At 65.5% G+C, this 23,895-nt stretch carries 20 protein-coding genes and 3 tRNA genes; 18 read left to right on the top strand and 5 right to left on the bottom strand.

The annotated features are described in order from the left end of the window. Positions 1 to 24: 24 nt before the first annotated feature. The 4 genes from GFD32_RS17255 to eno all read left to right on the top strand — a co-directional run bounded on the left by GFD32_RS17255 (position 25) and on the right by eno (position 5,570). Positions 25 to 1,443: an FAD-dependent oxidoreductase gene (locus tag GFD32_RS17255; protein ID WP_163577821.1), complete on the top strand. Its 1,419-nt coding sequence runs from the start codon at positions 25 to 27 to the stop codon at positions 1,441 to 1,443. A gap of 274 nt (positions 1,444 to 1,717) precedes the next feature. Next, entirely contained in the window at positions 1,718 to 3,373 is a 1,656-nt protein-coding gene (locus GFD32_RS17250) for a CTP synthase (RefSeq protein ID WP_163577820.1), read from the top strand. A 5-nt stretch (positions 3,374 to 3,378) separates the two neighbouring features. Further along, the gene (kdsA, locus tag GFD32_RS17245) at positions 3,379 to 4,245 is read left to right on the top strand and encodes a 3-deoxy-8-phosphooctulonate synthase (protein WP_163577819.1); all 867 of its coding nucleotides are present in this window, start codon (positions 3,379 to 3,381) and stop codon (positions 4,243 to 4,245) included. Positions 4,246 to 4,277: 32 nt separating this feature from the next. Continuing rightward, positions 4,278 to 5,570 (top strand): phosphopyruvate hydratase, encoded by a 1,293-nt coding sequence (gene eno, locus GFD32_RS17240; protein WP_163577818.1) that lies wholly within the window; start codon positions 4,278 to 4,280, stop codon positions 5,568 to 5,570. A 514-nt stretch (positions 5,571 to 6,084) separates the two neighbouring features. Here the strand turns inward: eno and fdxA are convergent. After that, positions 6,085 to 6,408 (bottom strand): ferredoxin FdxA, encoded by a 324-nt coding sequence (fdxA, locus tag GFD32_RS17235; protein ID WP_163577817.1) that lies wholly within the window; start codon positions 6,406 to 6,408, stop codon positions 6,085 to 6,087. Between the two features lie 171 nt (positions 6,409 to 6,579). After that, complete coding sequence (gene mutS / locus GFD32_RS17230) at positions 6,580 to 9,159, bottom strand: DNA mismatch repair protein MutS (RefSeq protein WP_163577816.1); 2,580 nt, start codon at positions 9,157 to 9,159, stop codon at positions 6,580 to 6,582. A gap of 240 nt (positions 9,160 to 9,399) precedes the next feature. Between mutS and GFD32_RS17225 the strand changes: the two genes are divergently transcribed. The 9 genes from GFD32_RS17225 to GFD32_RS17185 all read left to right on the top strand — a co-directional run bounded on the left by GFD32_RS17225 (position 9,400) and on the right by GFD32_RS17185 (position 16,469). Next, on the top strand, positions 9,400 to 9,918 hold the full coding sequence (locus GFD32_RS17225; RefSeq protein WP_163577815.1) for a CinA family protein: 519 nt from the start codon (positions 9,400 to 9,402) through the stop codon (positions 9,916 to 9,918). 100 nt (positions 9,919 to 10,018) lie between these two features. Continuing rightward, entirely contained in the window at positions 10,019 to 11,089 is a 1,071-nt protein-coding gene (recA, locus tag GFD32_RS17220) for a recombinase RecA (RefSeq protein ID WP_163577814.1), read from the top strand. Between the two features lie 2 nt (positions 11,090 to 11,091). Next, a complete protein-coding gene (locus GFD32_RS17215) occupies positions 11,092 to 11,565 on the top strand; it encodes a regulatory protein RecX (protein WP_163577813.1) in 474 nt (157 codons plus the stop codon). Positions 11,566 to 11,684: 119 nt separating this feature from the next. Continuing rightward, on the top strand, positions 11,685 to 14,297 hold the full coding sequence (gene alaS / locus GFD32_RS17210; RefSeq protein WP_163577812.1) for an alanine--tRNA ligase: 2,613 nt from the start codon (positions 11,685 to 11,687) through the stop codon (positions 14,295 to 14,297). A gap of 100 nt (positions 14,298 to 14,397) precedes the next feature. Then, a complete protein-coding gene (locus tag GFD32_RS17205; RefSeq protein ID WP_163577811.1) occupies positions 14,398 to 15,648 on the top strand; it encodes an aspartate kinase in 1,251 nt (416 codons plus the stop codon). 198 nt (positions 15,649 to 15,846) lie between these two features. Then, on the top strand, positions 15,847 to 16,041 hold the full coding sequence (gene csrA / locus GFD32_RS17200) for a carbon storage regulator CsrA (RefSeq protein WP_089683776.1): 195 nt from the start codon (positions 15,847 to 15,849) through the stop codon (positions 16,039 to 16,041). Between the two features lie 97 nt (positions 16,042 to 16,138). After that, positions 16,139 to 16,231: transfer RNA gene (locus GFD32_RS17195), tRNA-Ser, on the top strand. A gap of 21 nt (positions 16,232 to 16,252) precedes the next feature. Continuing rightward, positions 16,253 to 16,329 (top strand) — tRNA-Arg (locus GFD32_RS17190). Positions 16,330 to 16,392: 63 nt separating this feature from the next. After that, a tRNA-Arg gene (locus GFD32_RS17185) sits at positions 16,393 to 16,469 on the top strand. A gap of 131 nt (positions 16,470 to 16,600) precedes the next feature. Here the strand turns inward: GFD32_RS17185 and GFD32_RS17180 are convergent. Further along, complete coding sequence (locus GFD32_RS17180) at positions 16,601 to 17,596, bottom strand: tRNA dihydrouridine synthase (protein ID WP_163577810.1); 996 nt, start codon at positions 17,594 to 17,596, stop codon at positions 16,601 to 16,603. 173 nt (positions 17,597 to 17,769) lie between these two features. Here GFD32_RS17180 and GFD32_RS17175 point away from each other — a divergent pair, with 173 nt between their 5' ends. Genes GFD32_RS17175 through GFD32_RS17165 form a run of 3 tightly spaced genes read left to right on the top strand, consistent with a single transcriptional unit; the run spans position 17,770 to position 21,235 of the window. After that, complete coding sequence (locus GFD32_RS17175; RefSeq protein ID WP_163577809.1) at positions 17,770 to 18,024, top strand: OadG family protein; 255 nt, start codon at positions 17,770 to 17,772, stop codon at positions 18,022 to 18,024. A 43-nt stretch (positions 18,025 to 18,067) separates the two neighbouring features. Continuing rightward, the gene (gene oadA, locus GFD32_RS17170; protein WP_163577808.1) at positions 18,068 to 19,903 is read left to right on the top strand and encodes a sodium-extruding oxaloacetate decarboxylase subunit alpha; all 1,836 of its coding nucleotides are present in this window, start codon (positions 18,068 to 18,070) and stop codon (positions 19,901 to 19,903) included. A gap of 9 nt (positions 19,904 to 19,912) precedes the next feature. Beyond that, positions 19,913 to 21,235 carry a sodium ion-translocating decarboxylase subunit beta gene (locus GFD32_RS17165; protein WP_163577807.1) on the top strand — a complete coding sequence of 441 codons (1,323 nt, stop codon included), beginning with the start codon at positions 19,913 to 19,915 and terminating at the stop codon, positions 21,233 to 21,235. Here the strand turns inward: GFD32_RS17165 and GFD32_RS17160 are convergent. After that, entirely contained in the window at positions 21,219 to 21,839 is a 621-nt protein-coding gene (locus GFD32_RS17160; protein ID WP_163577806.1) for an IMPACT family protein, read from the bottom strand. The two genes, GFD32_RS17165 and GFD32_RS17160, sit on opposite strands and share 17 nt — an antisense overlap. Next, positions 21,839 to 22,315, bottom strand: a complete 477-nt coding sequence (locus GFD32_RS17155; protein ID WP_163577805.1) for a LexA family protein — start codon at positions 22,313 to 22,315, stop codon at positions 21,839 to 21,841. The genes GFD32_RS17160 and GFD32_RS17155 overlap by 1 nt, the downstream gene beginning before the upstream one ends. 200 nt (positions 22,316 to 22,515) lie before the next feature. Between GFD32_RS17155 and ccmA the strand changes: the two genes are divergently transcribed. Then, on the top strand, positions 22,516 to 23,160 hold the full coding sequence (ccmA, locus tag GFD32_RS17150; protein WP_163577804.1) for a cytochrome c biogenesis heme-transporting ATPase CcmA: 645 nt from the start codon (positions 22,516 to 22,518) through the stop codon (positions 23,158 to 23,160). Between the two features lie 4 nt (positions 23,161 to 23,164). Then, positions 23,165 to 23,881 carry a heme exporter protein CcmB gene (gene ccmB / locus GFD32_RS17145; protein ID WP_205599160.1) on the top strand — a complete coding sequence of 239 codons (717 nt, stop codon included), beginning with the start codon at positions 23,165 to 23,167 and terminating at the stop codon, positions 23,879 to 23,881. Positions 23,882 to 23,895: the final 14 nt, after the last annotated feature.

The following is a 23,895-nucleotide window of genomic DNA, read 5'->3' as shown; positions in this document are numbered from 1 at the left end:
AGCCGGAATTTCAGGAGAGACAGCATGGCCAACCGTTTGAACAACGACTTCCAGTTCATCGACGTGGGTCGCCAGGATCCGCAGAAAAAGGACGCCCGAACGCGTGCCCGGGAGTTCGCCGAGATCTATGAGCCGTACAAGCCCCAGGAGGCGGCCAGCCAGGCGCATCGCTGCCTGCACTGCGGCAACCCTTACTGCGAGTGGAAGTGCCCGGTGCACAACTACATCCCTAACTGGCTGCAACTGGTCAACGAGGGCAACATCCTCGAGGCCGTGGAGATGTGCCACCGCACCAATTCGCTGCCCGAGGTGTGCGGTCGGGTGTGTCCGCAGGATCGGCTCTGCGAGGGGGCCTGCACCCTCAACGACGGCTTCGGTGCGGTGACCATCGGCTCGGTGGAGAAGTACATCACCGATACCGCCTTCGCCATGGGGTGGCGCCCGGACATGTCCCAGGTGACCTGGACCGACAAGAAGGTGGCGGTCATCGGTGCCGGGCCGGCGGGGATCGGCTGTGCCGACATCCTGGTGCGCAACGGCGTCCGCCCGGTGGTGTTCGACAAGTACCCGGAGATCGGCGGCCTGCTCACCTTCGGCATCCCCGAGTTCAAGCTCGACAAGACGGTGATGGAACGTCGCCGCGCGGTTTTCGAGGAGATGGGCATGGAGTTCCGTCTCGAGACCGAGGTGGGCAAGGATGTCGCCTTCGATGCCCTGCTCGAGGAGTTCGATGCCGTGTTCCTGGGCATGGGCACTTACAAATACATGGAGGGCGGTTTTCCCGGCGAGGACCTGCCCGGTGTGCACAAGGCCCTCGACTACCTGATCGCTAACGTCAATCACTGCCTGGGCTTCGAGAAGAACCCGGCCGACTATGTCTCGCTGGAAGGCCAGCAAGTAGTGGTGCTGGGCGGCGGCGACACCGCCATGGACTGCAACCGCACCGCCATTCGTCAGGGGGCGGCCGCCGTGACCTGTGCCTATCGTCGTGACGAGGAGAACATGCCGGGCTCCAAGCGCGAGGTGGCCAACGCCCGCGAGGAGGGTGTGGAGTTCCTGTTCAACCGCCAGCCGGTGGCGGTGATCGGCGAGGAGAAAGTCGAGGGGGTCAAGGTTGTGCGCACGCGCCTCGGCGAACCCGACGAGAACGGTCGCCAGCGTCCCGAGGTGGTACCGGGCTCCGAGGAGGTCATACCCGCTGATGCCGTGGTCGTGGCCTTCGGTTTCCAGCCGAGTCCCTCGCCGTGGTTCGAGACGGTGGGCATCGAGATGGACGAGCGCGGTCGCGTGCTGGCGCCGGAGAAGGGCGCCTACCCCTTCCAGACCACCAACCGCAAGATCTTCGCTGGCGGCGACATGGTGCGCGGCTCCGACCTGGTGGTCACCGCCATCTACGAGGGGCGTCAGGCCGGCGAGGGCATCCTCGACTATCTGGGGGTGTAAGCCACGAGCGGCGGGCTTCGGGCCTCGGGCAGGGCGGAGTTCTCATCCTGCTCGAAGCTCGAAGCTCGAAGCAGCACTCGCTATGGTGAGCAGCGCCGGAGGCAGGCCTGGAGGGGGCTTTTGCCAGGGGTGAGGAGCACTGCTCCGAACGGGCTGGCCATGGATGGCCAGCACCGGGCCGAAATTGAGCCAAAGGTCGTAATCTGCTACTCTGTCGACCCATCCGGGCGCGGCTCCCTGCCGGGCCTACCGATCACGTTTCGACAGGTTCTCCATGACACGATATATCTTCGTGACCGGCGGCGTTGTGTCCTCACTCGGCAAGGGCATCGCATCGGCTTCGCTGGCGGCGATTCTCGAGGCGCGTGGCCTCAAGGTCACCATGCTCAAGCTCGACCCATACATCAACGTGGATCCGGGCACCATGAGCCCCTTCCAGCATGGTGAGGTGTTCGTCACCGAGGATGGCGCCGAGACCGATCTGGACCTGGGCCACTACGAGCGTTTCATCCGCACCAAGATGACCCAGGCCAACAACTTCACCACCGGCCGCGTCTACGAGCACGTGCTGCGCAAGGAGCGCCGCGGCGACTACCTGGGTGGCACCGTGCAGGTGATTCCGCACATCACCGACGAGATCAAACGGCGCGTCTACGTCGGCGGCGAGGGCTTCGACGTGGCGCTGGTCGAGATCGGCGGCACCGTGGGCGACATCGAGTCGCTGCCGTTCCTCGAGTCGATCCGCCAGATCAGAAGCGAACTGGGGTCGAGCCGGGCGATCTTCATGCACCTGACGCTGGTGCCCTACATCAAGACCGCCGGCGAGACCAAGACCAAGCCCACCCAGCACAGCGTCAAGGAGCTGCGCTCCATCGGCATCCAGCCAGATATCCTGATCTGTCGCAGCGAAGTGGAGCTCGAGGAGAGCGAACGGCGCAAGATCGCTTTGTTCACCAACGTCGAAGAGCGGGCCGTCATCCCGCTGCAGGATGCCGACACCATCTACCGCATCCCGTTGATGCTCTGCGAACACGGCCTGGACGAAATCGTCTGCGACAAGCTGCGCCTCGAGGCACCGGAAGCCGACCTCTCCGAGTGGGTGCACGTGCTCGACGCCAAACTCAACCCGCTCAAGTCGATCAACATCGCCATGGTCGGCAAGTACATGGAGCTGCTCGATGCCTACAAGTCGCTCAACGAGGCGTTGATTCACGCCGGCATCCAGACCCGCATCAAGGTCAACGTCGACTACATCGACTCCGAGGACATCGAGCGTCACGGTACCGAGCGTCTGGCCGGCAAGGACGCCATTCTGGTGCCCGGCGGTTTCGGCGAGCGTGGCGTGGAGGGCAAGGTGGCCACCGCCCGTTTCGCCCGCGAGAATGACATCCCGTATCTCGGCATCTGCCTCGGCATGCAGGTGGCAGTGATCGAGTTTGCCCGCAACGTGGCCGGTTGGGACGACGCCAACTCCACCGAGTTCACCCACGACACCCAGCACCCCGTCGTGGGCCTGATCACCGAATGGCTCTCCCCCGAAGGCAAGGTCGAACTGCGTGACGAGGCCTCCGACCTGGGTGGCACCATGCGTCTGGGGGGCCAGGTCTGCCAGCTCAAGACCGGTTCCAGGGCGCGCGAGGCGTACGCGACCGACGAGATCGTCGAGCGCCACCGCCACCGCTTCGAGGTCAACAATCAGTTCATCGAAGAGCTCGAGCAGGCCGGCCTGGTGGTGTCCGGCAAGAGCGTCGACAACTCCCTGGTGGAAATGGTCGAGTTGCCGGATCATCCCTGGTACGTGGCCTGCCAGTTCCATCCCGAGTTCACCTCCACGCCGCGCGACGGCCACCCACTGTTCACCGGCTTCGTCAATGCGGCGCTGGAGCACAAGGCGGCAAGGTCTCGCGCCCAGGCCGCCCCGCAGGAGTGACCCCCGTGTCCGATGCGCTTACCCCTGCCAGCGAACGATGCATCGCCTTTGCCGGCCTCGAAGCCGGCAACGATCTGCCGCTGATGCTGCTCGGCGGCATGAACGTGCTGGAATCCCGTGAGCTGGCCCTCGAAGTGGCCGCGGCTTACGTCGAAGCGACCGGCAAGCTCGGCATGCCCTACGTCTTCAAGGCGAGCTTCGACAAGGCCAACCGCAGCTCCATTCACTCCTTTCGCGGTCCCGGTCTGGAGAAGGGGCTGGCCATGTTGGCCGAGGTGAAGTCGCGCTTCGGGGTGCCCATCATCACCGACGTTCACGAGCCCTGGCAGGCCGAGCCGGCCGCCGAGGTGGCCGATATCATTCAACTGCCCGCCTTTCTGGCACGCCAGACCGACCTCGTGGTGGCCATGGCCGGGACCGGGGCGGTGATCAACATCAAGAAGCCGCAGTTCCTGGCGCCCCACGAGATGCGCCATATCATTCGCAAGTGCGAGGAGGCCGGTAACGACCGCCTGCTGCTCTGCGAGCGCGGCTCGAGCTTCGGCTACAACAACCTGATCGTCGACATGCTGGGGTTTGGCGAAATGAAGCAGACCGGGTACCCGGTTTTCTTCGATGTCACGCATGCCCTGCAGCGCCCCGGCGGCCGTGCCGACAGTGCCGACGGCCGGCGCGCCCAGGTGGCCGAACTGGCGCGTGCGGGAGTGGCCGTCGGCCTGGCCGGGATCTTCCTCGAGGCTCACCCCGACCCTGACAACGCCAAGTGCGATGGCCCTTGCGCGCTGCCCCTCGACCGGCTCGAGCCCTTCCTGGCCCAGCTCAAGGCCCTGGACGACCTGGTCAAGGGCTTGGCGCCGCTCGAGGTTCAATGACCCCCTTACGCTGACACGAAGAGGAAACTGCCATGACCCAGATCGTCGATATACATGCCCTCGAGGTACTCGACTCCCGCGGCAACCCCACCGTCCAGGCCGAAGTGCATCTGGCCAGCGGTGCCGTGGGTGTGGCCTGCGCGCCGAGCGGCGCCTCCACCGGCTCGCGAGAGGCCCTGGAGCTGCGCGACGGCGACAAGACACGCTACCTGGGCAAGGGCGTGCTCAAGGCCGTGGCAGCGGTCAACGGAGCGATTCGCGAGCGCGTCGTGGGCATGGATGCTCGCGATCAGCGCGGCCTCGATGCTGCCATGATCGAACTCGACGGCACCGACAACAAGGCCAGCCTGGGCGCCAATGCCATCCTGGCCGTGTCGCTGGCCGCCGCCAAGGCGGCCGCCAACGCCAAGGGCGTGCCGCTCTATGCGCACATCGCCGAGCTCTACGGCCGGCCGGGCCAGTACTGCATGCCGGTGCCGATGATGAACATCCTCAACGGCGGTGAGCACGCCGACAACAACGTCGACATTCAGGAGTTCATGATCCAGCCGGTGGGGGCGCCGAGTTTCGGTGAAGGGCTGCGCATGGGTGCCGAGATATTCCACGCCCTGAAGAAAGTGCTCTCCGCCCGCGGTCTGGCCACCGCCGTGGGCGACGAGGGCGGCTTCGCGCCGAACCTCGCGTCCAACGCCGAGGCGCTGGCGGTGATCCAGCAGGCCGTAGAGGATGCCGGTTACACGCTCGATCGCGACGTGACCCTGGCGCTCGACTGCGCTTCCTCCGAGTTCTATGCCGATGGCCAGTACAACCTCTCGGGCGAAGGCAATAGCTATGACGCTGCCGGCTTCGTCGACTACCTGGCCGAGCTGTGTGACCAGTATCCCATCGTCTCCATCGAAGACGGCATGGACGAGTCCGACTGGGCCGGCTGGAAGGCGCTCACCGACAGGCTCGGCGACAAGGTCCAATTGGTGGGTGACGATCTGTTCGTGACCAACACCAAGATCCTCGAGCGCGGTATCGACGAACGGATCGGCAACTCCATCCTGATCAAATTCAATCAGATCGGTTCGCTCTCCGAGACCCTGGAGGCCATCCGCATGGCCCAGGATGCCGGTTTCACCGCGGTGATCTCGCACCGCAGCGGCGAGACCGAAGACACTACCATCGCCGACCTGGCGGTAGGCACCAGCGCCGGCCAGATCAAGACCGGTTCGCTGTGCCGCAGCGATCGCGTGGCGAAGTACAACCGTCTGCTGGTCATCGAAGCGCAGCTGGGTGAGTCGGTGACTTACCCTGGACGTGCCGCCATCAAAGGGCAATGAGACGCTTTGGTAGGCGAAGATTCTGGCGATGCATTCTGTAAGAAATCGCCTACATAGATGCGGCGAAACAGGCTGAAAATGTCAGAATCCGGCCGACGCTTCATGCGTCGGTCTTTTTTTTACCCAGTTTAATCAATGGTTTGATGAGTTATGTGCGCAATGGCGCAAGTGTTCCTGATGGCTGCCAGCCAGTTGAGCTGCAGTGCGAAACTGCCACAATGGATGCGGGACAAGAGGAGAGCGCTGGCGTTCTCCCGCAGGATGCAATGGGATGCTTGCGTGGTGTGTCCGGTGTGACAGGAGGTCGCCTCCGGACAAGGAAATCACCACTGGAGTCGGGACGGAGGGAGCCGTCCCTGGGATAGGCTAGGAGCGGGCGGCCTCAGGGCCGCCTTTTTTCGTTTACCGCTGCCGAATGTGGTGGCCGGTTCGGGATGGACACGACAGCGCCGAGCGTTCATGACGCTCGGCGCTGTCGTGTCCGGGCGGGCGGTAGTCAGGGCGTGGCTTGCGCTCAGCGCTCCAGATACTGCAGCTTGCCCGGCTTGCCGTCCCACTCTTCGGCGTCGTCCGGCGGGTCTTTCTTCTCGTTGATGTTGGGCCACACTTCGGAGAGCTCGGCGTTGATCTCGATGAACTGTTCCTGCCCATCCGGCAGTTCGTCTTCCGAAAAAATCGCTTCGGCGGGGCATTCGGGTTCGCAAAGGGCGCAGTCGATGCATTCGTCCGGATGAATCACCAGGAAGTTGGGGCCTTCGTAGAAGCAATCCACCGGGCAGACCTCGACACAGTCGGTGTACTTGCACTTGATGCAGTTTTCGGTGACGACGAATGTCATGCCAGTCTCCCTCCTCGGGCGGGGCCATTGGCGCCCGGTTACGATGATGAAAAGGTGGTTGATGCGATCCGGCAGTTATAAAAAACCCCGACCCTTATAATAATGTTCTTGTGAGCGCATCATTCTAGTCACGCGCCCAGAGCAGGGCAAGCCGCCCGCTCTGTGGCATCTTCACGATAGCCTCGTCCGCCATTCATAGAGCAGTTCGAGCGCCTGGCGCGGCGTCAGTCCATCGGGGTCGAGTTCGGCCAGGGCATCGACCAGTGGATGCGGCGCAGACGCGAAGAGGTCGTTCTGCACCGGTGTCGGCTCATCCTGATCGATGCCCTGGCCGCGCTGACCCTGATCGATCTCCTGTTGTTCGAGCTGCGACAATTTATCGCGTGCACGAGCGATCACCGTCTGCGGTACGCCGGCCAGCTGGGCGACCTGAAGCCCGTAGCTCTGGCTTGCCGGCCCCTCCTCGACGCGATGCATGAAGACGATGCCGTCGCGGTGCTCCGCTGCCGTGAGGTGTACGTTGGCCACGCTGGCGGCCTGTTCGGCCAGTGCCGTCATCTCGAAGTAATGGGTGGCGAACAGCGTGAAAGCACGTGCCCTGGTGAGGTGTTCCGCGCTGGCCCAGGCCAGCGACAGGCCGTCGAACGTGCTGGTGCCGCGGCCGATCTCGTCCATCAGCACCAGACTGTGCTCGGTGGCATTGTGCAGGATGCTGGCCGTCTCGGTCATCTCCACCATGAAGGTGGAGCGTCCTCCGGCCAGGTCGTCCGAGGAGCCGATGCGCGTGAAGATGCGATCCACCGGGCCGATTTCGGCGGCATCGGCCGGCACGAAGCTGCCGGTATGGGCGAGCAGTACGATCAGTGCCGCCTGACGCATGTAGGTGGATTTGCCGCCCATGTTGGGTCCGGTGATGACCAGCATGCGACGCGTGTCGTCCAGGTGCAGGTCGTTGGGGACGAAGGGCGTTTCGCTGACGTGCTCGACTACGGGGTGGCGCCCGCCGCAGATGACGATGCCCGGCGACTTCGCCAGCTGGGGGCGGGTGAAGCCGAGGGACTGGGCGCGTTCGGCAAAGGCGGCCAGCACGTCCAGTGCCGCGAGGGCTTGCCCGGTGGCCTGGAGCGCGCCGAGTTCGGCGTTGAGGGCGTCGAGCAGGCCGTCGTAGAGCAGCTTTTCGCGGGCCAGGGCGCGCGACTTGGCGGAAAGCGCCTTGTCCTCGAATGCCTTGAGCTCGGGAATGATGAAGCGTTCGGCGTTCTTCAGGGTCTGGCGACGGATGTAGTCGGCGGGGGCGTCCCGGGCCTGAGCACGAGGAATCTCGATGTAGTAGCCGTGTACGCGGTTGTAGCCCACCTTGAGGCCGGGCAGGCCGGTGCGCTCGCGCTCGCGGGTCTCCAGTTCGACCAGGTAGTCGCCGGCGTGCTCGGCCAGCCCGCGGTGCTCGTCGAGCTCGGCATCGAAGCCCTCGGCGATCACGCCGCCGTCGCGGATCACCACCGGGGGGTTGTCGACCAGGGCGCGGGACAGAGTATCGGCGAGTTCCGGATAGGGCCGGATGTGCGGCTTGAGCGTCTCCAGCGCGGTGTCTTCGCCATAGGGGGCGAGCTCGGCCTCGAGGGCGGGCAGGCTGGCCAGGGCATCGCGCAGCCGTGCCAGGTCGCGCGGCCGTGCGCTGTAGAGAGCCACCCGGGCGAGGATGCGTTCGACGTCGCCGATCGCCTTCAGGGTATCGCGCAGCGAAGCGTGGCGGGCCTCGTCGAGCAGCACCGCGACGGCGGCCTGCCGGCCAAGCACCAGCCTGCGGTCGCGCAGCGGGCGGTTGAGCCAGCGCTTGAGCAGGCGCGAGCCCATGGCGGTGGCAGTGGCGTCGAGCACGCTGGCCAGGGTGTTGTCGGTGCCGCCGCCCAGGTTGACGTCGATTTCCAGGTTGCGGCGGCTGGCGGCGTCGATCACCACGGCATCGTCACGGTTTTCCACGCCGATGGCGGTGACGTGGGGCAGGCGTGAACGCTGGGTGTCGCGGGCGTACTCCACCAGCACGCCCGCAGCGGTGATGGCCGCCTCGAGATGGGCGCAGCCGAAGCCGCGCAGGTCGGCAACGCCGAACTGATCGCACAGCAGCCGGGTGGCGCTCTCCACGTTGAACAGCCAGTCGCTCTGGCGGCTCAGTCCACGTCGGCCTTCGAGGGCTGGCGGCAAGGCGAGGCTCTCTGCGGCCAGCAGTTCGGCGGGATCGAGGCGCGCCAGTTCGGCAGTGAGCTCGGCGTCGTCCGCCACCTCCAGCACGCTGAAACGACCGCTGGAGAGCTCCAGCCAGGCGATGCCCCAGCGCTCGGGGGCGGCGTGAATGGCCACCAGCAGGTTGTCGCGACGCGCATCGAGCAGCGCCTCGTCGTAGAGCGTCCCGGGAGTGACGATGCGCACCACGCGGCGTTCCACCGGCCCCTTGGCGGCGGCCGGGTCGCCGATCTGTTCGCAGATCGCCACCGACTCGCCGGCGGCCACTAGCCGGGCCAGGTACCCTTCGGCGCTGTGGTAGGGCACCCCGGCCATGGGAATCGGCGCCCCGGCCGACTGGCCCCGCTGGGTCAGGGTGATGTCGAGCAGGGTGGCGGCGCGCTTGGCGTCGTCGTAGAAGAGTTCGTAAAAATCGCCCATGCGATAGAAGAGCAGCACGTCCGGGTGCTCGCGCTTGATCTTCAGGTACTGGGCCATCATTGGCGTATGCTGGGCGCTGGCCTGGGACATAGCGGTCTCTGGGCTCCTGGGGCTCGCTAAGCGGTCGAACGGGGCAAGTCATGGGGCAGTCGCCCCGGAAGTGTGGCCTGCATCCAGGCGACAAAGACAGTATTCTACGCAGATGCCTTCGTCACGTCAGGGCATCCAACATTCTGCAAGGGCGGTCCCGGTTGATGAAGGATGGCCGCCGGGGCCGGCCCAGAGCGTCCCGACCGGCTGCGATAGCCCGGGTATTCAGGAGTTTTCACCATGCCTCATTCCGCTGCCAGCCTCGCCAACCTCGACCTGACCACCCTGGCCGAACGACTGGGTCGGGCCTGTCGCGACCTCGGCGTGACGATCACCACCGCCGAGTCCTGCACCGGCGGTGGGGTGGCCAGCGCGATCACGTCGGTGGCCGGCAGCTCCGACTACTTCACGACCGGCTATGTGACCTATGCCAATGCCGCCAAGACACGCCTGCTCGGCGTGCCGGAGGGCTTGCTCGCCGAGCACGGCGCGGTCAGCCGCGAGGTGGTCGAGGCCATGGTGGCCGGCGCCTGCCGCGACAGCGGTGCCGCCATGGGGGTGGCGGTCAGTGGAGTGGCCGGCCCCGGTGGGGGCAGTGCCGACAAGCCCGTGGGCAGCGTGTGGCTGGCCTGGGGCGACGGCGAGCGGCAGCAGGCCGAGTGTCATCATTACCCCGGCGATCGCCGCGCCGTGCGCGAACGGGCGGTGCGCGATGCATTGATCGGCCTGCTGGTGCGCATCCGCACGCACGAGGAGTAGGCGGACGAGGAAATTTGCGCCATACTACTGGCCAACTATACAGTGCATGGGTGGCGTCCCCGCCGGACCCACCGACCCCAGCTTCTGCGAGGAGAGCCACATGGCACAGGACGACAATCGCTCCAAGGCACTCAATGCCGCCCTTTCCCAGATCGAGCGTCAATTCGGCAAAGGCACCGTGATGCGTCTGGGCGACACCCCGCGGGTGGCGATGCCGGCGGTTTCCACCGGTTCGCTGGGCCTGGACATCGCCCTGGGGATCGGCGGTCTGCCGCTGGGTCGCGTCGTCGAGATCTTCGGACCGGAGTCCTCGGGCAAGACCACGTTGACCTTGTCGGTGATCGCCCAGGCTCAAAAGCAGGGCAAGACCTGCGCTTTCATCGACGCCGAGCACGCCCTCGACCCGAGCTACGCCGAGAAGCTCGGCGTCAATCTCGACGACCTGCTGGTCTCGCAGCCGGATACCGGCGAGCAGGCGCTGGAGATTTGCGACATGCTGGTGCGTTCCGGCGGCGTCGACGTGATCATCATCGACTCGGTGGCGGCACTGACGCCGCGTGCCGAGATCGAGGGCGAAATGGGCGACTCCCACGTCGGTCTGCAGGCGCGCCTGATGTCCCAGGCGCTGCGCAAGATCACCGGCAACATCAAGAACGCCAACTGCATGGTGGTGTTCATCAACCAGATCCGCATGAAGATCGGCGTGATGTTCGGCAGCCCCGAAACCACCACCGGCGGCAATGCGCTGAAGTTCTACTCCAGCGTGCGCCTCGACATCCGCCGCACCGGCTCGGTCAAGCAGGGCGACGAGGTCACCGGCAACGAAACCCGCGTCAAAGTGGTCAAGAACAAGGTCTCGCCGCCATTTCGCCAGGCCGAGTTCCAGATCCTCTACGGCAAGGGCATCTACCATGCCGGCGAGGTGGTCGATCTGGGCGTGCAGTGCAAGCTGGTCGACAAGGCCGGCGCCTGGTACAGCTACCAGGGCAACAAGATCGGCCAGGGCAAGGCCAATGCGGCGCAGTTCCTCGAGGACAATCCGGCGGTGATGGAGGAGATCGAGAGCCAGATCCGCGCCCAGCTGCTCAACGTGCCAGGGTCGAAGCAAGAAGAAGCGGCCGAAGAAGAGGCCGTGGCCGATACCACCGACCGCGAGGATGACCTCCTGTAGGCATGTCACGCGATGAAACCGACACCTCGCCCCGCGAGGATGCCATCCGACTGCTGGCGCGGCGCGAGTATGCCCGGGCCGAGCTGGTGTCGCGACTGACGGCCAAGGGGCATGTCGCCCAGGCGGTGACAGCGTGCCTCGACGCCCTGGCCGAGGAGGGTCTGCAGTCCGATGCGCGCTTCGCCGAGAGTTTCGCGCGTTCGCGTGTGCTGCGTGGTCAGGGCCCGCTGAAGATTCGTGTTGAGCTGGAACGGCGCGGCATCGATCGGGACTGCCTGCGCGCGACGCTGGAGGCGCTCGAGGAGAGCGGCGAACTCGACGGCTTCGCCCTGGCCTGTACGGCGCTGGCCAAACGCTTTGCCGGGCCGGGCGACACTCCCCGCGAGCGCGCTCGGCGCGAGCGCTTCCTGGCCGGCCGCGGTTTCGACGCCGAGCAGGTGCGCCATGCTTTGGCGCACGCCTGGGACGACACCTGACGCCTGCGTTGGGCACGCACTCTTCAGTCACTTGACGGCTGCGCTATAATGGCTCCCTTTGCGAACGCCCCGGGTGGCGTTGTTGTAAGCCCCACCCCGCCCATCGCCACGGATACCCCATGAAAAGCGCAGAGATCAGACAGGCCTTTCTGAAATTCTACGAGGAGCGCGGCCACACCGTCGTGCCGTCGAGTTCGCTGGTGCCGGGCAACGACCCGACGCTGCTGTTCACCAACGCCGGCATGGTGCCGTTCAAGGACGTCTTCCTGGGGCGCGATCCGCGCCCCTACGTGCGGGCGGTGTCGTCGCAGCGCTGCGTGCGCGCCGGCGGCAAGCACAACGATCTGGACAACGTCGGCTACACCGCGCGCCACCATACCTTTTTCGAAATGCTCGGCAACTTCAGCTTCGGCGACTACTTCAAGCGCGACGCCATCCGCTTCGCCTGGGAGTTTCTCACCGAGACGCTGGGGCTGCCCAAGGACAAGCTGTGGGTCACGGTGCACGTCAGCGACGACGAGGCCGAGGCGATCTGGAAGAACGAGATCGGCGTCGACCCGGCACGCTTCTCCAAGCTCGACGAGGACAACTTCTGGCAGATGGGCGATACCGGCCCCTGCGGGCCGAGCTCGGAAATCTTCTTCGATCACGGCCCCGAGGTATGGGGCGGCCCGCCCGGCAGTCCAGAAGAGGACGGCGACCGCTACATCGAGATCTGGAATCTGGTGTTCATGCAGTTCGACCGTGACGCCGAGGGCACCTTGAACCCGCTGCCCAAACCCTCCATCGATACCGGCATGGGGCTGGAGCGCATCGCCGCGGTAATGCAGGGCGTGCATTCCAATTACGAGATCGATCTGTTCCAGAACCTGCTCGACTCGGCGGCGCGTCATACCGGGCATGCCGATACCACCTCTCCCTCGCTGCGAGTGATCGCCGACCACATCCGCTCCTGCGCCTTTTTGGTCGCCGATGGTGTACTGCCGTCGAACGAGGGGCGTGGCTACGTGCTGCGCCGAATCATTCGGCGTGCCATTCGCCATGGCCACAAGCTGGGCGCCAAGGGCAGCTTCTTCCACAAGCTGGTTGGCGCTCTGGACGTGGAGATGGGCGACGCCTTCCCTGAATTGCGCGAGGCGCGCCACCAGATCGAGCGCGTGCTGCTCAAGGAGGAAGAACAGTTCGCCCGTACCCTGGAGCATGGCATGGGGCTGCTCGAGGAGGCGCTGGCCGGCCTCGACGGCGATGTGCTGCCCGGCGAGACGGTGTTCAAGCTCTACGACACCTACGGCTTTCCCTATGACCTCACCGCCGACGTCTGCCGCGAGCGCGATGTGACCCTCGACGCGGCCGGCTTCGAGCGTGAGCTCGAGGCCCAGCGCGAACGCGCCCGGGCCGCCAGCCAGTTCGGTGCCGACTACAGCGCCACGCTCGATCTCGAGGGTGAAACCGCGTTCACCGGCTACGACAGGCTCGAGGACCGTGCCACCGTCACGGCCATCCTCGACCGCGAGGGCAATGCCCTGGCAGTGCTGGCGCCGGAGCGGAAGGCCGTGGTCGCGCTCGACCGCACCCCCTTCTATGCGGAGTCCGGGGGCCAGGTGGGCGACACCGGCTACCTGCATCTGAGCGATGGCAGCCGCTTTCTGGTGGAGGACACCCAGAAGCAGGGCGGCCACCACCTGCACCATGGCGTGCTGCTCGAGGGCGAGCTTGCGGTCGGCGGCGAAGTGCGCCCCGAGGTCGACGCCGGCCTGCGCACGGCGACGGTGCGCAACCACTCGGCCACCCACTTGATGCACAAGGCGCTGCGCCTGGTGCTGGGCGACCACGTCCAGCAGAAGGGCTCGCTGGTCACGCCCGAGCGTCTGCGCTTCGACTTCAGCCACTTCGAGGCGATGACGCCGGAGCAGCTCGCCGAGGTGGAGCGCCTGGTCAACGAGCAGGTCCTGGCCAACGCACCGACCCGCATCGAGCAGATGACCCTCGACGAGGCCAAGGCCAAGGGTGCCGCGGCACTCTTCGAGGCCAAGTACGCCGACAGCGTACGCGTGCTGACCATCGGAGCCGACGACTTCTCCATCGAGCTGTGCGGCGGTACCCACGTGGCGCGCAGCGGCGACATCGGCTGCTTCCACATCGTCAGCGAAACCGGCATCGCCGCCGGGGTGCGCCGTATCGAGGCGATCACCGGCGACGGGGCGCTGGCCTACTTCCGCGAGCAAGAGGCGCGCCTGATGCGTATCGGCGAGCGCCTCAAGGCCAAGCCCGAGCAGGTCGAGGAGCGCGTTGAATCGCTCGTCGAGCGCAACCGCAGCCTGGAGAAAGAGCTCGAGCGTCTCAAGGCCAAGTTGGCCAGCGCCGCCGGCAGTGACATGCTCGCCGAAGCGCGCGAGGTGAACGGCGTCAAGGTGCTGGCCACCCGTCTCGAGGGCGTTTCCGGCAAGGAGCTGCGCGGCGTCCTCGATCAGCTCAAGAACAAGCTCGGCTCGGGCATCGTGGTGCTCGGCGTGGGCGATGAGTCTGCCGGCAAGGTGAGCCTGATCGCCGGCGTCACCGGCGATCTCACCGACAAGGTCAAGGCGGGCGAGCTGGTCAACCACGTGGCGGCCCAGGTCGGCGGCAAGGGCGGGGGGCGCCCGGACATGGCCCAGGCCGGCGGCAGCGACGTCGCGGCCCTGCCGGCGGCGCTGGAGAGCGTTCCCGGCTGGGTCGAACAGCAGCTCCAGTAAAGGCGATACAGGGCCGGCGACCGTGATGTCCCGGCCCTTTGATATTAACGACTTTCACTCATACGAGCGTGCTTCGCTCGACAAGCGAGGGAAACCGTAGATGGCACTATACGTACAGAAATTCGGCGGCACGTCGGTGGGCTCGGTGGAGCGCATCAAGGCGGTAGCCGAGAAGGTCAAGGGCTTCCGCGATCAGGGCCACCAGGTGGTCGTCGTGGTGTCGGCCATGAGCGGCGAAACCAACCGCTTGATCGGCATGGCCAACGAGATCAACGACGAGCCGACCCCGCGCGAAATGGACATGCTGGTTTCCACCGGGGAGCAGGTCACCATTTCGTTGCTGGCCCTGGCGCTGCACAAGCTGGGCGTGGCGGCCACCTCGTACACGGGCTCCCAGGTGGGCATCCTCACCGACAGCGCGCACACCAAAGCACGCATCCAGCGCATCGAGACCGAGGACATGCGCGAGGATCTGAATGACGGCCAGGTCGTCGTCGTGGCCGGGTTTCAGGGCGTCGACGAAGAGGGCAACATCACCACCCTCGGCCGCGGTGGCTCCGACACCACCGGGGTAGCATTGGCCGCGGCGCTGGGCGCCGACGAGTGCCAGATCTACACCGATGTCGACGGCGTCTACACCACCGACCCGCGAGTCTGCTCCCGGGCCCAGCGTCTCGATACCATCACCGTCGAGGAGATGCTGGAACTGGCAAGCCTCGGCTCGAAGGTTTTGCAGATTCGCGCCGTCGAATTCGCCGGCAAATACAACGTGCCGCTGCGCGTGCTGTCCAGTTTCGAGGACGGCCCCGGCACCCTGATCGTTGCTGACTCCGACAAAGACGAGGATTCCATGGAAGAGCCGCTGATCTCCGGTATCGCCTTCACCGCCAACGAAGCCAAGTTCACCCTGCTCAACACCCCGGACGTACCGGGCGTGGCATCGCGCATCCTGGGCCCGATCGCCGATGCCAACATCGAAGTCGACATGATCGTGCAGAACGTGGCGCCGGCCGGCGATTACACCGACTTCACCTTCACCGTGGCCAAGGGCGACTACAAGAAGACCCTCAAGATTCTCGAGGACCAGGTGCTGCCCGATCTGGGCGAGGGTGTGGTCAAGGGCGACGACAACATCGCCAAGGTGTCGCTGGTTGGCGTTGGCATGCGTTCTCATGCCGGCGTGGCTTCCAAGATGTTCCGCGTGCTGTCCGAAGAGAACATCAACATTCGCATGGTTTCCACGTCCGAAATCAAGATCTCCGTGGTGATCGACGAGAAGCACATGGAGCTCGCGGTCAAGGCGCTGCACAAGGCGTTCGGCCTCGACAAGAGCGATATCGAACGCGAATGAGTGCATCCGGGAGCGCTGCAACCTTCTACGCTAGTGGGGAAGCCCTGATGGTAACGTCGGCTGGCTTCCCTTCAACGCCTCCATACGTTGTGATGGGGCGCGTCGTTGGAGCCCGACGGCGACCTGTCACATACTAGACACAGCGTCGTCCCATGCGGCGCGCATCCCGTTGCCAGTCGTCTGAGAAGGAGATCAGTCATGCTCATCTTGACCCGCCGCGTCGGTGAAACCCTGATGATCGGTGATGACATCACCGTGACCGTCCTGGGTGTGAAGGGCAATCAGGTTCGTATCGGCGTCAATGCCCCCAAGGACGTTGCCGTGCATCGCGAGGAGATCTATCAGCGCATTCAGCGGGAAAAGACCGACGAGGAGGGCGGTGCGGATTCCTGAAGGTTCAGGGTCGGGTTGCGCGACTGCGCCGATCAAATTCCTGAATGCCCTGGACAAAGTCGTGCAGACCCGATAGGATATGCGCCGTGTCGATGAGGGAGAGGTGGCCGAGTGGCTGAAGGCGCTCCCCTGCTAAGGGAGTATGGGGTTTGTAGCCCCATCGAGGGTTCGAATCCCTCCCTCTCCGCCACTTCGACGCCGTGTGACGTGTGCGCCCGTAGCTCAGCTGGATAGAGTACCTGACTACGAATCAGGTGGTCGGAGGTTCGAATCCTCCCGGGCGTGCCATCTTACCGCACGGTGCGAAAGGGCGCGTCGTCACGCCTGTAACAAGCGGCTTTGCCGCGCTATGCGCCCGTAGCTCAGCTGGATAGAGTACCTGACTACGAATCAGGTGGTCGGAGGTTCGAATCCTCCCGGGCGTGCCAGATTGCGACCCGCCCTCCAACGAGGGCGGGTCTTCTGTTTCGTGCTGGCCGAACCGGCGCACGCTCGCGTGCCGGTTCTGCGATCGTTTGAGGCGCCGTCGCCATGCGATGTGCGCCTCTTTTTTTGGCTGCTAGGTCAGAGCCTCATCGAGCGTCGAGTGAGTGTCGGCATGGTTGGCTGCCGGCAGTGCCTCGACGGTGGGTGCCTGCAACCCTCGCAGCAGGTCGTCGAGCGAGTTGCAGCGTTTGAGCGTGGCGAACCGGCGTGCGGCCTCGGTGTCGCGGTAGCGCATGTGGTTGAGCCACTGCTTGATCAGCGACGTCACGGCGCGCGGCGGAAGTGTGCTATGCTGCTCTGCAGCAAATGCGACGAGAATCTCGGCGCGCGCCGACCAGGGAGTCATGGGTAGCCGCTCGCCGGTGAGCTGCCAGTGACGAATGCGTCGAGCCAGCCAGGGGTCGGCCAGGGCGCCACGGCCGAGCATCACGTCGCGGCAGCCCGAGAGCGTGCGCGCCTTCCAGTAGTCCTCCAGCGTCCAGATGTCGCCGTTGGCCACCACGGGGATGCGCAGCCGCTGACGAATGCGTCCGATCCATTCCCAGTGGGCCGGCGGCCGGTAGCCCTCCTGACGGGTGCGGGCGTGCACGACGAGTTGGCTGGCACCGCCGCGTTCGACGGCCCGGGCGCAGGTCAGCGCCAGGCGGCGGTCGGCGAAGCCCAGGCGGATCTTGGCGGTGACGGGGATGTTGTCGCCAACGGCGCTGGCGACGGCTGCCACGACGCGTTCGACGCGGCGAGGGTCGCGCAGCAGCGATGCGCCACCGTCGTGTCGATTGACGGTTTTGGCTGGGCAGCCGAAATTGAGATCGAGACTGGTGGCCCCGAGATGCAGTGCCTGGCGGGCGTTGGCCGCTAGCGCTTCGGGCTCGGAGCCCAGCAGTTGGAGGTGTACCGGCACGCCGCTGGGCGTGGTGACGCCTTCGCCGATCAGTTCCGGGCAGTGGCGGTGAAAGACCCGCGGTGGCAGGCGGGCATCGACGACCCGGATGAATTCCGTGACGGTCCAGTCGAAGCCGGGAGAGCGGGTCAGCAGGTGGCGGGTCGCGGCATCAATGACGCCCTCCATGGGAGCCAGGCCGAGTCGCCCACGATTTTGTAGTAAACCAACAACGGTGTCTTCCACCATGGCGCGCTTGCAATCTCTCGTCAGTGTGGCAGTTTAGATGGCCGAATTTTTGGCACTGTCCGCCTGATGGCTACTGATGGCCTCCAAATCGGGCAGTTTAGTGGAGAAACCGCATGCAGGATATGCAGCTGTTGCAGGATGGGCTGGCCCTCATGGGAGTCGGGATGGGCTTCGTTTTTGTTTTTCTTACCGTCCTGGTGGTGCTCACGACGCTGATGTCGCTGATCCTGCGCCGCTTCGGTCCCAAGCCCGCTCCTGCCGAAGCCCCCCGCAACCCTGCAGGCACCCCCCCCACCCATGCCGACGATGCCGAGTTGATGGCCGTGATCGGCGCGGCCGTGCATCGCTATCGCCGTCATCGTCGCTGAGACATAACGACATCACAACACGTCACTTCAAGGGGTCATCATCATGAGTGAGACCAAACGCCCGCTCGGCATCACCGATGTGGTGCTGCGCGATGCCCACCAGTCGCTGTTCGCCACCCGCCTGCGTCTCGAGGACATGCTGCCCATCGCCGAAAAGCTCGACCGGGTGGGGTTCTGGTCGTTGGAGTCCTGGGGCGGCGCCACCTTCGATGCCTGCATCCGCTACCTCGGCGAGGACCCCTGGGAACGCATCCGCGCTCTCAAGGAGGCGATGCCCAATACCCCGCAGCAGATGCTGCTGCGCGGCCAGAACCTGCTGGGCTATCGTCACTATGCCGACGATGTGGTGGACCGCTTCGTCGAGCGGGCCAAGGTCAACGGCGTGGACATCTTCCGCGTCTTCGATGCCATGAACGACCCACGCAACCTCGAGCGCGCCATCCAGGCAGTGCGTAACGTCGATGGTCACGCCCAGGGCACGCTTTCCTACACCGTGAGCCCGGTGCACACCCTCGACGGCTGGGTCGACCTGGGCAAGAGCATTGCCGAGATGGGGGCCGACTCGCTGGCCATCAAGGACATGGCCGGCCTGCTCACCCCTTATGATGCCTTCGAGCTGATCGGTCGCCTCAAGAAGGCGCTGGATATTCCCATCCACATGCAGTGCCACGCCACCACCGGGCTCTCCACGGCGACCTACCTCAAGGCCGTGGAAGCCGGCATCGACAACGTCGATACCGCCATCTCGTCGATGTCAATGACCTATGGCCATAGCCCCACCGAATCGGTGGTGGCCATTCTCAAGGGCACCGAGCGCGATACCGGCCTCGACCTCGAGCTGCTCGAGGATATCGCCGCCTACTTCCGCGAGGTGCGCAAGAAGTACGCGGCCTTCGAGGGGTCGCTGAAGGGCATCGATTCGCGCATCCTCGTGGCCCAGGTGCCGGGCGGCATGCTCACCAACATGGAAGGCCAGCTCAAGGAGCAGGGTGCCGGTGACAAGCTCGATGACGTGCTGGCCGAGATCCCGCGGGTGCGCGAGGATCTGGGCTACATTCCGCTGGTCACGCCCACGTCACAGATCGTCGGTACCCAGGCGGTGATGAACGTGATGATGGGGGAGCGCTACAAGTCGATCTCCAAGGAGGTGCAGGCGCTGCTCAAGGGCGAGTACGGCGCGGCGCCGGCCCCCTTCAACAAGGAACTTCAGAACCGCGTGCTGGAGGGCGGCGAGCCGATCACCGGTCGTCCCGCCGATCGGCTCGAGCCCGAGATGGACACGCTCGCTGCCGAGCTCAAGCACAAGGCCCAGGCGGAAGGCATTCGCCTGGCCGAGGGGGAGCGCGAGATCGACGATGTGTTGACGTATGCACTCTTTCCGCAGATCGGTCTCAAGTTTCTCAGGAACCGCGACGATCCCGATGCCTTCGAACCGGCGCCCCAGGTTCCCGATGCCGGCGCCAACGTGCCGGTGTCTGCGCAGAAGGATGAGGCCGGCACTCAGTCGCCGGCTACCCAGGGCGAGTCGACGACCGGTGGCCGCGAGACCTACACCGTCACGGTCAACGGCAAGGCCTATGTGGTGGAGGTCGCCGAAGGCGGCGAGATTGGCCAGGTGCAGGCACAGCAGCCAGCCGAGGCGCCGAAGACAGGTGCTGCGGCCGCCACGGGCGAGACCATCACGGCGCCGTTGGCGGGCAATATCTTCAAGGTCAACGTGCGTGAGGGCGATGCGGTCAAGGAGGGTGACGTGGTGATCATCCTCGAAGCCATGAAGATGGAGACCGAAGTGCGCGCCGCCAGCGCCGGCACCGTCTCTGCCGTCAAGGTCAGCGAAGGCGACAGTGTCTCCGTCGGTGACGTGTTGATCGCACTCTAAGGGGCTGCCATGGACAAGCTACTCACCCTGTGGGAGGGCTCGGGCCTCTACAATCTGACCGCCGGCCAGGCGGTCATGATCGTGGTCGGCCTGGTGCTGCTCTACCTGGCCATCGCCAAGAAGTTCGAGCCGCTGCTGCTGGTGCCCATCGGCTTCGGTGGCATCCTGGCCAACATTCCCGAGGCAGGGCTCGCCATCTCGGCGCTGGATCAGGCCATCGAGGTGGCACGGCCAGCGGTGCTCAGCCAGATCGCCTCGGCGCTGGGCGTTACGCTCGACCCACTGGTCTCTGTCGAGGCGTGGCGCGAGACGCTCAAGGTCGTGGCCCATGACGGCGCCTCGCCGAATGAGCTGCGCGCCGCCCGCGACGTGGCAGTCAACGTCGGCTACGGCAACGGCCTGCTTTACAGCTTCTATTCCGTGGCCATCGCCTCGGGCATCGCCCCGTTGCTGATCTTCATGGGCGTGGGGGCGATGACCGACTTCGGCCCGCTGCTGGCCAACCCACGCACCCTGTTCCTGGGGGCCGCGGCGCAGTTCGGCATCTTCGCCACCCTGTTCGGTGCGGTGGGGATGACGACAATGGGCTGGATGGACTTCTCGCTCAATCAGGCGGCCGCCATCGGCATCATCGGCGGTGCCGACGGTCCCACCTCGATCTACGTGTCGAGCGTGCTGGCCCCGGAGCTGCTGGGGGCCATCGCCGTGGCGGCATACGCTTACATGGCCCTGGTGCCGCTGATTCAGCCGCCGATCATGCGCTTGCTGACCTCACGGCGCGAGCGCGAGATCGCCATGACCCAGCTGCGCCCGGTCTCCAAGCTGGAGAAGGTCGTCTTTCCGCTACTGGTGCTGATGCTGGTGGCGCTGTTCCTGCCCGATGCCGCACCGCTGCTGGGGATGTTCTGCTTCGGCAACCTGATGCGCGAATGCGGCGTGGTCGAACGGCTCTCCGACACTGCCCAGAACGCCCTGATCAATATCGTCACCATCGTGCTGGGGCTGGCGGTGGGCTCCAAGCTGATGGCCGAGAGCTTCCTGGCCATCGAGACGCTGGGCATCCTGGGGCTGGGCATCGTTGCCTTCGGCATCGGCACCGCCGCGGGCGTGCTGATGGCCAAGTTGATGAACGTGGTGAGCCGGATGCCCATCAATCCGCTGATCGGGGCTGCCGGGGTGTCGGCGGTGCCCATGGCAGCACGGGTGGCCAACAAGGTGGGGCTCGAGTCCAACCCTCACAACTTCCTGCTGATGCATGCCATGGGGCCCAACGTGGCCGGCGTGGTGGGCTCGGCGGTGGCCGCCGGGGTAATGATCAAGTATCTGGGCTGACGACGAGCCTGCCGCGTAGCCGGGAGGCCAGCGGGGTCAGGTCGACCTCGACATCGCTGGGCCAGCCGACGGTGAGTCGTACCCCCTCGGCGGTGTAGTCGGCAGCCTCGATCGGCACCGCCTGCCGGTCCAGCCAGGCGCGCGCCTCGGCCTCGCTGGCGAAGTCGACCTCCAGGTCGAGAGCGGTGCGCTCGACCCACTCGCGGCATGGCAGGGTCTCCAGCGCCCGGCCGACGGCCTGGGCGTAGGCGCGTGCCAGCCCTCCGGTGCCGAGCTTGGTACCCCCGAAATAGCGAATCACTACGCAGCCGACCTGGCCAAGCCCGGCACCTTCCAGAACCTGGAACATGGGGCGGCCCGCTGTGCCGCCGGGTTCGCCGTCGTCGGAGAAACCGATGGCCGTCTGCTCGCCGGGAGGACCGGCGATGTAGGCGCTACAATGGTGGCTGGCGTTGGGGTGTATGCGCCGCGCGTCGGCCAACAAGGCGTCGAAGGCCGCGGTTTGGGGAGCGTGGCAGATCCAGGCGAGGAAGCGGCTCTTCTCGACCTCCAGCTCGCTGGCGTGCCACTCCCCGGTCGGCAGGTCGGGAACCGGATAGCGCATCAGTGCGTCGTTGCCGTGCGTCGCACCACGCCCATCACCATGCCCAGCACCTGGATGTCGCTGTTCTTCAGGTAGATGGGAGGCATGGCGTCGTTGGCGGGCTGCAAGCGCACGCCCGAACGCTCGATGTAGAGCGTCTTGAGGGTGACTTCCTGCTGGTTGATGAGCACGACGGCGGTTTCTCCGTTCTCGGCGCTTTCCTGGCGTTCGATGATGATGACGTCGCCGTCGAAGATGTTGCAGTCGATCATCGAGTCGCCGCGCACACGCAGCGCATAGGTGTTGCGGCGCACCATGCTGGCCGGTGCCTGGACGCTGTCCTGGGTAGCGCAGGCCTCGATGGGCAGGCCGGCGGCGACGTCGCCCAGCAGCGGGACATCGACCAGCTCGTGCGGGGCGACGGCGAGTTCGGTCCAGGACTGGGCCAGCGGAAAGTTGGGTCGGCGGTGTAGGTAGCGGGCAGTGACCTCGGGCATGTGACGCTCCCCCTTGTGGGCCTGTTGAAATGTACAGGTAATGAGCACTATATCAGTCGCGCTCCAACTGGCAAGTTCCCTGCCATTCAACGCACCTTGACCTGCAGCAAGGGAGCGTCCGGGAAGCGGCCGGTCGACTAGTCGAGAAAGGCCTTTCCGTGTAGAGTTGCCAGCGAATTTTGCCATTCCTGGAGAGTGCCTTGAGCCTGCGTCTTCAAGCGCGCAACCTGGCCTGCGAACGGGACGACCGCTGGCTGTTTCGCGGCCTCGATCTCGATATCCAGGCCGGCGAGATCGTTCGCGTGGAGGGACCCAACGGTAGCGGCAAGACGACCCTGCTGAAGATTCTCTCCGGGCAGCTCGCCGACTACGAAGGCGACTTGTTCTGGGGCGAGCGGCCCATGCGCCAGGCACGCGAGGCTTTCCTCTCGAGCCTGCTCTACCTGGGGCATGCTCCCGGCGTCAAGGCAGCGCTCACTCCGCTCGAGAACCTCGCCTGGTACCAGGCCTTGGCCGGACAGACCCGCGACGAATCGTCACGCATGACAGCCCTGGAGTCGATCGGGCTCGTCGGGTTCGAGGACGTGCCGGCCGGGCAGCTCTCTGCGGGTCAGCAGCGCCGGGTGGCGTTGGCTCGCCTGTTGCTCACCCCGCGCCCGCTGTGGGTGCTCGACGAACCTTTCACGGCCATCGATCGGGATGGAGTGCATGCGCTGGAGCGACGCCTAGTGAATCATGCCCGTCAGGGAGGTTGCGTGCTGGTGACTACTCACCATGAACTGACGCCCTGCGCCGAACTGCGGCGTATACGTCTGGGGGCGGGAGGCGGCGATGGCGGTCACTGAACGCATGGCGACCGAGACGTACACCCTGGGTACGGAACCCCAGGGCAGCCTGAGTGTCGCATTCGGGGCCACGCTGAAGCGCGATCTCGTACTGTTGCTGCGGCGGCGCAGCGAGGTGATGAATCCGTTGGTCTTTTTCGCCATCGTCATCACCCTGTTTCCCATCGGTATCTCACCCGACCCCGAGCTACTGGCAACCATTGCGCCGGGGCTGCTGTGGGTGGCCGCGCTGCTGGCGGCGCTGTTGTCGCTGGATAGCCTGTTCCGGGCCGACTACGACGACGGCTCTCTGGAACAGCTGCTGCTCACGCCCCAGCCACTGGCGCTGCTGAGCCTGGCCAAGGTAACCGTGCACTGGCTGCTCACCGGCCTGCCGCTGGCACTCATGGCCCCCGTATTGGGCATCATGCTGGCGCTGCCGGCGGGCAGCTATGCGGTGCTGGCTGTGTCGCTGGCGCTGGGGTCGGCGAGTCTGAGTCTGATCGGCGCCATCGGTGCAGCGCTGACCGTGGGCCTGTCACGTGGCGGCGTGCTGCTCTCGCTGCTGGTGCTGCCACTCTACATTCCGGTGCTGATTTTCGGCGCCGGCGCCGTTCAGGCTGCCATCGTCGGCGATGGGGTCTCGGCGCATCTGGCGATCCTCGGTGCCTTGCTGGCAGTGGCACTGATTTTCGCGCCATGGGCGATAGCGGCATCGCTGCGCATCAGTATCAACGGTTGAGGGGTGAACGAGGC

This window comes from Halomonas faecis, assembly GCF_010993975.1.
Classification (GTDB): Bacteria; Pseudomonadota; Gammaproteobacteria; order Pseudomonadales; family Halomonadaceae; genus Halomonas; species Halomonas faecis.
Note: the sequence above shows the minus strand (reverse complement) of the source record. Positions and strands in the feature narration are given on the sequence as shown.